This is a genomic window from Acidobacteriota bacterium (assembly GCA_003225175.1).
Classification (GTDB): Bacteria; Acidobacteriota; Terriglobia; order Terriglobales; family Acidobacteriaceae; genus Gp1-AA112.
Genome location: QIBA01000035.1, coordinates 48242 through 60974 on the forward strand (window position 1 = coordinate 48242; position 12733 = coordinate 60974).

Sequence of the window (12733 nt, forward strand, 5' to 3'; positions counted from 1 at the left end):
AGAGAGCCAGAGCTGATTTATTGCGCAATTTGCCGCAATTTTTCAGTAATTTCGGCCATGCTAGCATCGACGGATTGACGTGTCGAGCGTTGTACGAGCTCCACTTTCCCTTCGGTAACCTTCTTGCCAACATTGATCCGATAAGGGATTCCCACTAAATCGGCATCCTTGAACTTCACCCCCGCCCGGTCCTCACGATCGTCGAGCAGGACATCGAATCCAGCAGCTGTGAGCTTTGCTGACAGCTCGTCGCCTGCGCTGCGAATCGCTGAATCGCTCACATTCGTAGGCGTTACCACTACGTCGAACGGAGCGATATTGTAAGGCAGCCAGAAACCATCGTTGTCGTTACTTTGCTCGATCGCCGACGTAAGGATGCGCTCAATGCCAATGCCGTAACTGCCCATAATGGGAGCAACTTCTTTCCCCGACTGATCCAGCACTCGCGCTCCCATGGACTCGGAGTACTTGTAGCCAAGCTTGAAGATGTGCCCAATCTCAACGGCCTTCGCTACAACCATCGGGGTGCCGCAGTTTGGACAGCCTTCGCCAGGCTGCACGTTACGCACGTCTGCGTACTGTTTTACCGCGAAATCGCGGCCGGGAGTTACGTTACGCAAGTGGTAGTCCTCTTTGTTCGCGCCCGCAATCAGGTTAGTGCGGCCTTCCAATGCTTTATCGACGTAGACCATCTTCATGCCTTCCACACCGCCGGCGTTGAAGCCATCCATATCGAGGCCGACGGGTCCGAGAAAGCCGCCAGGAGCTTTGAAGATGGATTGAATCTCTTCCCCATGCATCGGCCGGATTTCTCTCGCGCCAGTTACCGCGAGCAGCTTGGCTTCGTTGAGCATGTGATCGCCGCGGACGAAAACCGCGATGGGCCACTCGAGACGCTTGCCTTCCTCGGTGATCCAAGTACCGACCATTGCCAGCGTCTTGATCTTCTGCTTCGGTGACACGCCGAGGTACTTGGATACTTCTTCGATGGTCTTCATCCCCGGCGTTTGGACCAATTCGGGAGAGCCATTGCCGGAGGCCTTGAGATCCTCGACTGGCTCCAGCCGCGATGTCGCCTTCTCCAGATTGGCGGCGTAGCCGCACTTCGGACAGCTCGCAACCATGTCTTCGCCCGCATCGGTATAGATCATGAACTCGTGCGATTGCGATCCCCCCATGGCTCCCGAATGGGCTTCGACGACCACGAATTTCAATCCGCAGCGAGTGAAGATCGCAGCGTAGGTGTCGTAATGTTTGCGATAGGAAACATCCAGTCCGTCGGCGTCGATATCGAAAGAATATGCGTCCTTCATAATGAACTGCCGCACGCGGAGCAGTCCCGATTTAGGACGAGGCTCGTCCCGAAACTTGGTCTGTATCTGATACCAGATCTGGGGAAGCTGCTTGTAGCTGCGCAGCTCCTTCCGCGCGATCTCCGTCATCACCTCCTCGTGCGTCATGCCGAGACAAAGATCGCGTCCGCCGCGGTCCTTGAGCCGGAACATGTTCTCGCCCATCACCGACCAGCGGCCACTAGACTCCCACAGCTCCCGCGGATGCAGCGCCGGAAGCAGGAACTCCTGGCCGATCTTGTCCATCTCATCACGAACGATGGAGATGATCTTATTAATGGAACGCTGCCCTAGAAAAAGGTATGAGTAGATGCCGGCAGCGAGCTGACGAACATAACCCGCGCGAACCAGAAATTTGTGGCTCGCGACCTCCGCGTCGGCAGGCGCTTCGCGCAGAGTGGGAATAAACAATTGAGACCAACGATGCATGTGGCTCCGTGAGCTATGAGGCAAAGGATTTATTGTAGCGAGGAATTGCGGCCGCGTGCGTTGGCCGCAGCCGCGACTTGCAGGAGTTAACTCAGGGCGCCCCGCATGAAACCGAGCGATTCGGCCATGCCCATAAATGGATCCTTCGGTTCAATCTCATACTCTAATTGAGCCTCTCCCTTGTAACCTGACCGCACCAGTTCGCGCAGCACAGGAACAATTGGCATTACGCCCAGTCCGACAGAAACGCCTTTCGCATCTACTTGATCCGACTCCAAGTCCTTAACGTGCATGCTATACAGTCGATCCCACGTCTTCTTCACGTCCGAAACGAGGTCTTCGTGCATGCGAAAAGTGTGGCCGAGATCCATGCAGATGCCTATTTTCGGATCAAGTCCTTTGATCGCGTCATATATCTCAAGCGGTGATGGGAAGCGCTTATCTTTAGGGCCATGGTTGTGAATGGCAGCTTTCAGGTCATAGCTGCGAATTACTTTGTCTAGCGTCCGCAATTGCTGAGGGAAAACCCCCACGACAGCGAGTGAGGCGCCGAGATCGTGAACGTAGTCGAATGCCTGACGCATCTCCGCCTCGGTATCTTTAAGATAGATCACCCCACAGCTCGTGATCGAGAGTCCCAAATCCTCAGCCTGCATTCTGACTTGTTTCCGCTGATCGGACGTTGAAGTCAATGGCAGATGAACATCTTTCAGTGACAAGTAGCGCACGCCGAGGCGATGAATCGTTTGCAATGTCCCGGCCAAGGGAAAAGACTTCAGTGAATACGAGCAAACTCCCACACGCAATCCATGGAATTGTTTGTCATCGCTCGCTTGCGGCCCTGCGGCGAATGAAATGAAAGGACGCATCGCACTGCATGCAGCGCTTAGGCCGGCGGCTTTTATTACACGACGACGGGTGAGACTCATCGATCCTCCTACAATCACGCCACTCACAAGTTATCGATTGAATCGAGGTTTACAGAATGAAATGCCGATTCGCTCGCGGAAGTTATACTATGCGGCTTGCGGGCTTGATTCCAATCCAAGGGGTTGTCATATGTCGATCGATCGCCGAGATTTTCTTAAGACTACGGGGAAAGCAATCACCGTTGGAGCAGCAACACTCGCTCTGGGCGGACGAGTACTCGGTGCCAATGATCGTGTTCGCCTCGCGATTTGCGGCGTACGCGGCCGCGGCAATGATCATCTTCACGGCTTTGCGAAAGTTCCCGGTGCGGAAATTGCTGCGTTCTGCGACATCGATGAGAGCGTTTTGAATCAACGCGTCGGCGACATGCAGAAGCTCGGTCTCGCCAAACCCAAAACCTATGTCGATATCCGCAAGCTCCTCGAGGACAAAGATATCGATGCAATTTCGATCGCAACTCCCAACCACTGGCATTCGCTCATGGGTATTTGGGCCTGCCAGGCTGGTAAAGACGTATATGTAGAGAAACCGTGTTCTCACAACTCTTTTGAAGGTCGCCGGTTGGTGAGCGCGGTGAAGAAGTACAACCGCATCTGCCAGCACGGAAGTCAGTCCCGGTCGAATCCCGGCATGATCGACGCCATACAAAGAGTCCAAAACGGGACAATAAGCGACGTCTACCTCGCCCGCGCACTTTGCTACAAGTGGCGGCAATCTATCGGACGGGCCACGCCTGAACCTGTGCCCGCAGGCGTCAATTACGACCTATGGACTGGTCCCGCGCCACTGAAGCCATTCACGCGCAACCGCTTTCATTACAACTGGCATTGGATCTGGGACACCGGCAATGGCGAAATCGGCAACCAAGCCATTCATGAGATCGACATCGCGCGCTGGGGACTCGGTGTTCGCTTCCCTGTCCAGATTTCCGCAATGGGCGGGCACTTCATGTTCGACGACGATCAGGAAACACCCAATGTGCTGAACGCGACCTTCTACTTCGAGGACACCAACAAGAAGCGCAAGATGATGGAGGTCGAAGTCCGTCACTGGATCACCAATCACGAGGCTGAGATCGGCTCAGGCGCCTACGGAAGGTCTGCCGTACCAGCCGCCGGTTTGACTGCCGGCAATGGAAAGAAGGCCAGTAACGAGCAATCGCTTGGCCCGAAGGATGCGAAGACCAATACCATCGGTAATCTCTTTTACGGCTCGAACGGCTATGTCGGCATTGACGGGTACGATGCATACAAGACCTGGCTCACGGAGGAGGCTGTGGCGGGACCCTCCGGTAAAGCGGCAGGCGACCATTTCGCAAACTTCATTGATTGCATTCGCAGTCGGCGTGCGGAAGATATTCATTCGCCGATTGAGGAAGCTCACATCTCCACGACGCTGGTGCATCTTGCGAACGCCTCATATCGGCTGGGGCGCACGCTGCAATTCGATCCCGAAAAGGAAGAAGTCGTTGGAGATGAGGAAGCAAACCGCATGCTGCGCGGCACATATCGCGCGCCATACGTTGTGCCAGAGCAAGTCTGAATTGATTGTGTCCAGTGGCAGGAGCATGTAAGAATCCGGAGCGCCGGGATACCTCCCGTCGCTCCGAGGCTTGCCCATCGAATAGGGAGGTGCAGACCGCACCCTGCGCCATGATCACAAGACGAGCACTCCTCGCTTCATTGGCCGTGTCGCCATTCTTCATGGCTTTCAAGTCCAGCGAAGATATCAAGATCGGCGTTTGCACTCGCGATTGCGCCAGCGCAGCGAAGTACGGTTTTGATTACATCGAACCGGCAGCCGCTGAGATCGCGGTCATGAGCGATGACGAATTTCGGGATTACTCTGAGGAGGTACTCGCTTCTCCAATCCGTTGCCGGGCGTTTAACAGTCTTATTCGTCGACCTGACCTGAGAGTCGTCGGCAACGAAGTCTCAATTTCCGTCTTGAGAGATTATTTGGAGCCCTGCCTTGCACGTTGCCGACGCCTTGGAGCCTCGGTTGCGGTTTGGGGCAGCGCCGGATCGCGCAATGTTCCGGAGGGATTCTCCCGGCATCGAGCTCACGAACAGATCGTCCAATTCCTTCGGATGGCTGGTGATGTTGCTCGCCATCACGATCTCGTCGTCGCGATCGAGCCGCTTCGCCGCCAGGAAAGTAACATTCTGAACACTGGCGGCGAGGCACTGGAGATGGTGCGCGCCGCGAAGCACGCCAACGTGCGCATGATCATCGACTACTATCATCTTCGCGAGGAGAACGAGGATCCGAAGGTCCTCGAGACAGGTCAACGAGAAATTGTCCATTTGCATTTCGCAAACCCTCATGGACGCGTCTGGCCACACGATCTGAACGAGGATGATCACTACATCGATTTCTTCCGTTATCTCAAGAAGATCGGTTATTCCGGCGGTATTTCAGTCGAAGGTAAAGGGACGTTTGAGAATGATGGCGCCGCAAGCCGAGCGTTCTTTCGGATGGCGACGGCCTGAGAAAAATCGACTGGACGAATCCTTTAATGAGACTCACGAATCTGCGCAGACTGGCACTACACCTACCAAAGAACACAAAAAAGTTGTGGTCGAGTTTAACGTCTTGCCATGGGCAATCACGTTCGAGCCTCAGGGTGAATTAGAACATGCAGAACTGGAATTCGTGACACGAGCATTTGACATGAAGGGAAAGTCAGTGGGCGAAACTCAGGCAACCACCGTCACGGCAGACCTGAAGCCTGCGATATACAAAGAAGAGCACTATGATCGGCACGCTGGTAGCGAAGGTTGAAGTACCTCAGGGATCCTGAACCTTTTGTGAGTTCAGACTGTCTTTTCTGGTGTTGACAACGGAGCGCCGGCGCGAGGCCGTCCGATGCTCCGCTGGAATCTCAGGCTCCTCCTGCATAGGACACCCGATCAGACATTTGATTCCTGAAGCTCGGCTTACCGACAGCCTTCACATACACGGCGTAGGAACCCGCGGCGAAGTGATAGGAAGATAAATCAAGTGTGCGGGTTCCTACGGGTACTTCCGACAACGGCATCAGATTCTCGCCGTCAACCGAGATAAAAGGAACGTAATGATCAATCGTGTTCTCGTTCCCTGTTACGGTCCAATGAAGCTGGCTTCCGGAAACTGACGCCGAAACTGTGATGCAGTTGTCGATTCCGCTTTCAATCTCAGTCGCTTCCTCGTAGTCGTTCCATGTCACTAACTGCAAGGATTCAAGCTGAGTAGCTTTGGAGTAATATTTCCCGATTTCGGAAAATGTCGAGAGCCAGGTTTGTCCACAGTTTTGATTGATGGTTCGATTGGACGACCAGTCGGCCAAAGTGTCGTTGAAACCTTTGTACGTTGCCCCGAAAACGTGGCTGGGCAAGGCTGTAACCCCGGCAGCGTAGAAATTATCGAGATAGGATTGCGCCCAGTCATTCGCATCCGAATCGATGATGACCCAGGAAATGCTGCCGTTGCTCTGCGGGTGACTAAACCCCCCAGGATTCTGGAATATAAGCAGCGGGTTTCCGGGCACGCTTGCCACAATCCTGCCCCAGTCCAGCGTCCCAAATCGGTCTGGATCAAAGAAGAACACGGCAGGACGGCCATTGATCCTCATGTATGCCGAAGATGTCTCGAAATTGTTGTAAGCGTACGTAAGATCCGTGATCATCTGACCACTTAGGTCGCATCCGGCAGTCGCGCTGCAATGGTTCAATGCGCCGCCATCCTCCATGATCGCGAAGACGAACTCCCCGTTTCGACTCTCCGCTTCAGCCTTTAGCGAAAACGCGGTCGCGTTGGGCATGGCGTTGTTTTGGCCATACCAATCTTCGATAAATCCAGAGATGCCGCGACTCAACGCATCGCTTACCTGCCGCTTGATTTGCGCCGGATCGCTTGACGTGTAGCCAACGTCCATGTGGCTCGATTCTCCAAACCAAGCCATGAAATGAGCGTAAATCCTGGTCGCCGCACCAGGATAGAGCAGCATTCGTGTATCGACTTTGCTGACATTGGATAAGCCTGCATTGCCGTTAAGCTGCCGGCCAAAAGTTGTCGCCGCACTCGTGTTGCCGGACGTTTCAGCGGTCACTGAGGTTGTGGGCTTTACTGGTGTCGGCATTGGTGTAGGAGTTGGCGGGGGGGCTGGCGTTGGTGTAGGAGTAGGGGTCGGCGTTGGTGTGGGGGTTGGCGTTGGTGCGGGCGTCGGCGTCGGTGTGGGGGTCGGGGTCGGGCTTGGTGTGGGCGTGGGAACTGGAGTTGGTGTCGGGGTTACGGAGGTTGGCGTAGATCCGCTGCCAGCCGTAGCCGATGCTGGAGTTGACGTGAAGCTAGAAGCGCCACCTCCCCCGCATCCAGTAACAAGTGCTAAACAAACGAGCGTGCACGAACAAAAACAAACGCGTGAAGTACGCTTCAAGTCTCGCCTCCAAGGGAAAGGCGAGGGTATCGGTTGCAGCTGCTTCACTCACTTGGGTTGATCTTCTAGAAGGCTAGGAAAGAAACTCGTAGCGTCGAACTAAGGTGTGCGTAAGGGTGAGCCTTTAACCCTAATCGCCGCAGTCAGAAAAGCTGGAATTAAACTGAAAAATATAGGGCTACGCTCTGCATCTTAATACCCTGTTTGCCTGGTGCAACCTCGAATGGGAGTTCCCGAAATTCACAATTCCTTCACAGGTCAACTTCTGCAATAATTGGTTGTGTACCCCTATGCGGTTCAATCCGGCCCTGCCTGGAAAGGCATGGGGCGGGGCCTCCGAGCCGCAAACACCCGGCCGGACCTGCCGGAGACCATTTCCAGACACTCTGAGGCGAGAAACGAATGGCAAAGTACGTTTTTGTGACCGGTGGGGTTGTGTCGTCCTTAGGCAAGGGACTTGCCGCGGCGTCGATTGGCTGTCTTCTCGAAAGCCGCGGCTTAAAGGTGAGTCTCCAGAAGTTCGATCCTTACCTCAATGTGGATCCTGGCACAATGTCTCCGTTTCAGCATGGCGAAGTTTTCGTCACGGACGATGGTGCCGAGACTGATCTCGACCTTGGACACTACGAGCGTTACACCCACGCTAAGCTCAGCCGGGATAACAACCTGACCACCGGCAGGATCTACGAGCAGATCATCACGAAAGAACGTCGCGGCGACTATTTAGGCAAGACTGTGCAAGTCATCCCGCACGTCACCAACGAGATCAAAGCGGCGATGAAGAAGGTCTCGCAGGATGTGGACGTGTCATTAGTCGAGATCGGCGGCACAGTGGGTGATATCGAGTCACTCCCATTCATCGAAGCCATTCGCCAGATGCGTCAGGAACTCGGCCGCGAGAACACAATCTTCGTACACGTGACGCTGGTTCCGTGGATCGCTGCCGCTAACGAACTTAAGACGAAACCGACCCAGCACTCGGTGAAAGAACTCCTGAGTGTGGGAATCCAGCCCGACATTCTGCTATGCCGAACTGATCGTTTCCTTTCCAAAGAGATCAAGAGCAAGATCGCTCTGTTCTGCAATGTGGAAGAAGAGGCAGTTATTACCGCGAAGGACGTGGCTTCGATCTACGAAGTCCCACTCGTATTCGCACACGAGGAAGTCGACACGCTGGCCCTGAAGTATCTGCATCTCGAGGCTCCCGCACGCAAGCTTAAAGCGTGGGAAGGTCTGGTTCACCGCGTATATAACCCAAAAGATGAAGTTTCGATTGCAATCGTCGGAAAGTACGTCGAATACGAAGACTCGTATAAGTCGCTCAAAGAGGCTCTGGTTCACGCGGCGGTCGGGCAAAGTCTGAAGCTGAATGTCACTTGGGTGGAGGCTGAGGGGCTCGAGAGTCGCGATCCCGAGGATCGCTCGTACGAGGCGCAACTCGAAGGCTACGATGGGATTCTTGTCCCCGGCGGATTTGGTAAACGTGGTATCGCCGGCATGTTGAACGCGATTCGCTATGCACGCGAGAAGCGAATTCCCTATTTCGGAATATGCCTTGGCATGCAAACAGCCTGCATAGAGTTCGCACGTAACGTTTGTGGACTGCATGATGCCGACTCGAGCGAATTTGATCCAAGCACTCCACACCGCATCATTTACAAACTGCGTGAGCTCAAGGGTATTGATGAACTGGGTGGCACGATGCGTTTAGGCGCATGGGAATGCAAGCTCGAAGCAGATTCGATCGCCGCGCACGCCTATGGTAAGACTGAAATTAGTGAACGTCATCGGCATCGTTACGAATTCAATCGGGAATATGAGGCGCTGCTGACCGGCGGCGGGCTGCGGATCACCGGATCGACTCCGGACGGAACCTACGTTGAGATCGTCGAAATCCCGAACCATCCCTACTTCCTTGGTTGCCAGTTCCATCCTGAATTCAAATCGAAACCACTTGAGCCACATCCGCTGTTCCGAGAATTTGTCAAAGCTTCGTACGACAACCGACTCAAGCATCGGGAACAACGAACGGAGGCGGAAGAGGAGCTATTCCTGCGGCCAGAGAAAGTGGGCCGAAAGTAAAAATCCCGGAGCGCGCGAGTATGAATACAAAATGTTTGAGGCTTCGTGACCTCCGAAGGCCGCCTTCGTGACGGGCGTGTTCGCCCTCGGGTCTGTTACTCTCCGTTGAATGGAATTTGAGGTCGGTAACGTCCACGTAGGTTCGGGTGAACTCTTCCTGATCGCTGGACCGTGTGTGATCGAGAGTGAAGCCCATACTCTCAAAATGGCTGAAGCTATCAGCACTATTACGCGCGAAATGCGCATTCCCTACATCTTCAAAGCTTCCTACGACAAGGCCAATCGAACTTCACTGAAGAGCTTCCGCGGACCCGGCCTCAAGGAAGGTACTCGCATTCTGCGAAAGGTCGCGGAGACTCATCGCGTTCCGGTGCTGACTGATATCCATGCGCCTGAACACGCGGAGCCAGTCGCGGAAGCTGTCGACGTCCTTCAGATTCCCGCTTTCCTCTGCCGTCAGACCGATCTCCTGGTTGCGGCCGCGAAGACCGGACGCGCAATCAATGTCAAGAAGGGACAGTTCGTCGCGCCCTGGGATATGCGACACGCCGTCGAAAAGATTCGGGAGAGCGGCAACGGACGAATCTTCCTCACCGAACGTGGATCAAGCTTCGGCTACAACAATCTCGTGGTGGACATGCGTTCCCTGTCAATCATGCGAAAACTCGCTCCCGTGGTCTTCGACGCGACTCATTCCGTTCAGCTTCCCAGCGCAGGAACTGGCGAGAATGGCCAGCCGAAGCAGAGCGGCGGACAACCGGAGTTCATTCCCATACTCTCACGGGCTGCCGTGGCCGTCGGTGTTGATGGAGTATTCCTGGAAGTGCACGACAATCCTTCGCAAGCAAAGTCCGACGGAGCCAATGCGTTGCCCCTTTCAAAGCTGAAGGAGACTCTGCAGCGGTTACTCGCGGTACATCGCTCAGTAAATCTGCCGGCACAGTAAGTACTTTTTCGAATCTCTGTCACGGCACAATTACGCATTTTTTTTATTGATTATTTCAGCGTTCCGTCGTACTAGGAATAAGCGGGGGAATTTGTGATTGTGTCATAATGGGAAAAACCCGATGGTGGGCATGAGATCGACTAGATATCTCATGAGATCGGATGAGATCTCGCCATCTAAGTCCTTTGGATGATGAGATCGAACAAAATTTCGGCACGTCCCGAAGAAGCATGCCGACTTCACTGTCCTCCCGGAACGATTGGCAGCAGAATCTGTGACGCGTGTTGGGCGTCATGGTAGATAGTATTGATCGCAATCGCCCAACGCCGATTATCGTTCAGGGGCTCCCCTGTGTTGGGATTTACATCGAACCGCGGGAAATTGCTGCTCGAAATATCCACGCGAATGCGATGGCCCTTCTTGAATACAAGGGACGTCGGGTACATCTCGATCGTGAACGGATACACTTCGCCCGGCTTCATCATCTCAGCATGTTGGAGTGAGTTGCGATAGCGGGCGCGCACGATGCTGTCACCGATGTTGAGATTTACACCATCGGGGAAATCTTTGTTCGCCGGGTAAACGTCGATCAACTTGGCCGTGAAATCCGTGTCGGGAGCGCTCGACGAAGCCCACAATTTCACGATGAGCCTTCCGGTGACCTCGACATCCTGCGACAACGGCTCAGTCTGAAAAACCAGGACATCACTACGAGTCGATAGCGGCAGCGTATCGTCGCAGGTCCAGATTGAGACTCGACATCGCTGATCGTAAGGCCCTTGTTCCATCAGGTTTTCCGAGTCTCCCGGACGCTCAATGGTGTTGTGCCTTGACGGCGGAGCGTTGTGCGACGAGATGTTGCCACCGAGCGTTGGCACCGGACGGTGCGGATCGAACTTGAAAGACTTCGGCGACTCGGCAACTGGTTTCTGGATCGATAGCCACCCATTAGCGTGGAGGTAGTACGGAGTGGCAACTGCGCGCGCGAGTGGCCATTCCTGCTCGTCGCGCCAATATCCCCCTACAAAGATGCGGCTCTCAGGCGTTTTGTGCGCATCGCCGCCGCCCATAACGAAGATACGCACCGGAGGCTCGCGATCTACTCCGTTGTCGATTCCCTTCAGCCAATGATCGAACCAGCGTTGCTCGAAGGCGAGAAAATCAATCGCCGCATCAGGGCCGAACTCGGCCTCGCCCGCATAGCTGCGCGTGCGACCTCCATGTGTCCACGGTCCCATAATGAGGCGCTGCAGGCTCTTTTTATTTTTCGTCAACGTAACAAAGTTCATGTTGGCGACCTGTGCGCCCCATGAGTCGTACCACCCGCCGAGGTGATAGACGGGAATGTCCTTGTAATCAGCGACATGCGCGACTACATCGACGCCCTTGTCTTTCCAGAAATCGTCGTAATCACCGTGAGCCATCGCCTGTGTGAGCCAGTCTTCATAATCCGGCGCGTGCTTGAGAGCAGTGGTTCCCGGACGAAACGGCAACGCCTTCGCATACTCGCGAACGTGCTCTCCCAGATGCAACAACGCCTGCTGTGTAGCCGGATCGCGTGCAGCATCGCTTCCCTGTGGTCCGCCGATGTTGAAGATCCAGTTCATCCAACGCATTTCGAAGGCACCGTTGTGGCGCACTCCATAAATTCCGTAATCCGACATTGCGTCGGCAGGAATCATCGTGGTGAGATATGGCGGATTCGACAACGCAAGCGCGTGCTGCGTGCCTCCGGGATATGAAGTACCAACCGTCCCGATCTTGCCGATTGACCATGGCTGTTTGCCGATCCATTTAACCGTGTCGTAGCCGTCGCGACCGTCATCGCGGTACGGCCACCAGTGCCCTTCCGAGTTGTAGCGGCCGCGAATATCCTGAGCCACTCCAATGTAGCCACGCGGCACGAAGTACTTCGCCCACGGCTCACTCGTTTTCTTTCCATAAGGAGTGCGTTCCAGAATGACCGGAAACTTCCGTTCAAGGGCCTTGCCATTTTGCGCTGGACGATAAATATCACACGCCAGCTTTACACCATCCCGCATCGTGATCATCACATCGTGATCGACCACGATCTCGTACTGCGGTTGTGAAGCAGTCTGGACAACGGCTGCTGCGCTCAACCAAAGAAGAAGGGCGAAATGAAGGCGCATGCGAAGCATGGAGCTAACCTTATACAAGAACGTTCTGAAAAAAACACAACGCGGAATTCAAAAACCTGAGTCCGACTCTGATGAGTGGTCATATTTTCGCTGATGGGGGCAAGAATGATTGCCAGAATTTGGCATGGCTTCGCCACAAGAGAGAACGCTGACAAGTACGAAGCGATGCTCAAGCCGGACGTCCTGCCCGGTCTCGACAAAGTTGCCGGCTATCGAGGCAGCTATCTGCTGCGAGGAGATCGTGGAGATGAGGTTGAGTTCATCACGCTGATGCTCTGGGAGTCTGTTGATGCCATTCGCGCCGTTGCAGGCGAAAACTACGAACTTGCAATCGTTCCTGAGGAGCGGAGGAGAGTCCTATCTCGTTGGGATGAACGAGCTCAGCACTACGAGGTTGTGCAGGGTCCGGCAAAGTAGT

The 12733-nt window shown here is 54.6% G+C and carries 9 protein-coding genes and 1 pseudogene; 6 read left to right on the forward strand and 4 right to left on the reverse strand.

The window, feature by feature from the left end; genetic code table 11:
- Positions 1 to 17 precede the first annotated feature (17 nt).
- Together DMG62_06325 and DMG62_06330 are read right to left on the reverse strand one after the other, a co-directional pair.
- Positions 18 to 1781, reverse strand: coding sequence for a proline--tRNA ligase (locus DMG62_06325; protein PYY23820.1), 1764 nt, complete (start codon positions 1779 to 1781; stop codon positions 18 to 20).
- An 86-nt stretch (positions 1782 to 1867) separates the two neighbouring features.
- On the reverse strand, positions 1868 to 2710 hold the full coding sequence (locus tag DMG62_06330; GenBank protein PYY23821.1) for a sugar phosphate isomerase/epimerase: 843 nt from the start codon (positions 2708 to 2710) through the stop codon (positions 1868 to 1870).
- A 130-nt stretch (positions 2711 to 2840) separates the two neighbouring features.
- Here DMG62_06330 and DMG62_06335 point away from each other — a divergent pair, with 130 nt between their 5' ends.
- The 3 genes from DMG62_06335 to DMG62_06345 all read left to right on the forward strand — a co-directional run bounded on the left by DMG62_06335 (position 2841) and on the right by DMG62_06345 (position 5495).
- The gene (locus tag DMG62_06335) at positions 2841 to 4253 is read left to right on the forward strand and encodes a gfo/Idh/MocA family oxidoreductase (protein ID PYY23822.1); all 1413 of its coding nucleotides are present in this window, start codon (positions 2841 to 2843) and stop codon (positions 4251 to 4253) included.
- A 110-nt stretch (positions 4254 to 4363) separates the two neighbouring features.
- Positions 4364 to 5203: a hypothetical protein gene (locus DMG62_06340; GenBank protein PYY23823.1), complete on the forward strand. Its 840-nt coding sequence runs from the start codon at positions 4364 to 4366 to the stop codon at positions 5201 to 5203.
- Positions 5160 to 5495 carry a hypothetical protein gene (locus DMG62_06345; GenBank protein PYY23824.1) on the forward strand — a complete coding sequence of 112 codons (336 nt, stop codon included), beginning with the start codon at positions 5160 to 5162 and terminating at the stop codon, positions 5493 to 5495. The genes DMG62_06340 and DMG62_06345 overlap by 44 nt, the downstream gene beginning before the upstream one ends.
- A 1324-nt stretch (positions 5496 to 6819) precedes the next feature.
- Here the strand turns inward: DMG62_06345 and DMG62_06350 are convergent.
- Positions 6820 to 7128, reverse strand: a pseudogene (locus DMG62_06350) (hypothetical protein).
- A 402-nt stretch (positions 7129 to 7530) separates the two neighbouring features.
- Between DMG62_06350 and pyrG the strand changes: the two are divergent.
- On the forward strand, positions 7531 to 9210 hold the full coding sequence (gene pyrG, locus DMG62_06355) for a CTP synthetase (protein ID PYY23825.1): 1680 nt from the start codon (positions 7531 to 7533) through the stop codon (positions 9208 to 9210).
- Between the two features lie 109 nt (positions 9211 to 9319).
- The gene (locus tag DMG62_06360; GenBank protein ID PYY23826.1) at positions 9320 to 10156 is read left to right on the forward strand and encodes a 3-deoxy-8-phosphooctulonate synthase; all 837 of its coding nucleotides are present in this window, start codon (positions 9320 to 9322) and stop codon (positions 10154 to 10156) included.
- A 239-nt stretch (positions 10157 to 10395) separates the two neighbouring features.
- Here the strand turns inward: DMG62_06360 and DMG62_06365 are convergent, their stop codons facing one another.
- Positions 10396 to 12315, reverse strand: coding sequence for an antibiotic hydrolase (locus tag DMG62_06365; protein ID PYY23827.1), 1920 nt, complete (start codon positions 12313 to 12315; stop codon positions 10396 to 10398).
- Positions 12316 to 12420: 105 nt separating this feature from the next.
- Here DMG62_06365 and DMG62_06370 point away from each other — a divergent pair, with 105 nt between their 5' ends.
- The gene (locus DMG62_06370; GenBank protein ID PYY23828.1) at positions 12421 to 12732 is read left to right on the forward strand and encodes an antibiotic biosynthesis monooxygenase; all 312 of its coding nucleotides are present in this window, start codon (positions 12421 to 12423) and stop codon (positions 12730 to 12732) included.
- Position 12733: the final 1 nt, after the last annotated feature.

Coding starts and splice junctions, on each gene's coding strand:
- DMG62_06325 (PYY23820.1), bottom strand. CDS start 1,781: ATGCATCGTTGGTCTCAATTGTTTATTCCCACTCTGCGCGAAGCGCCT.
- DMG62_06330 (PYY23821.1), bottom strand. CDS start 2,710: ATGAGTCTCACCCGTCGTCGTGTAATAAAAGCCGCCGGCCTAAGCGCT.
- DMG62_06335 (PYY23822.1), top strand. CDS start 2,841: ATGTCGATCGATCGCCGAGATTTTCTTAAGACTACGGGGAAAGCAATC.
- DMG62_06340 (PYY23823.1), top strand. CDS start 4,364: ATGATCACAAGACGAGCACTCCTCGCTTCATTGGCCGTGTCGCCATTC.
- DMG62_06345 (PYY23824.1), top strand. CDS start 5,160: ATGGCGCCGCAAGCCGAGCGTTCTTTCGGATGGCGACGGCCTGAGAAA.
- pyrG (PYY23825.1), top strand. CDS start 7,531: ATGGCAAAGTACGTTTTTGTGACCGGTGGGGTTGTGTCGTCCTTAGGC.
- DMG62_06360 (PYY23826.1), top strand. CDS start 9,320: ATGGAATTTGAGGTCGGTAACGTCCACGTAGGTTCGGGTGAACTCTTC.
- DMG62_06365 (PYY23827.1), bottom strand. CDS start 12,315: ATGCTTCGCATGCGCCTTCATTTCGCCCTTCTTCTTTGGTTGAGCGCA.
- DMG62_06370 (PYY23828.1), top strand. CDS start 12,421: ATGATTGCCAGAATTTGGCATGGCTTCGCCACAAGAGAGAACGCTGAC.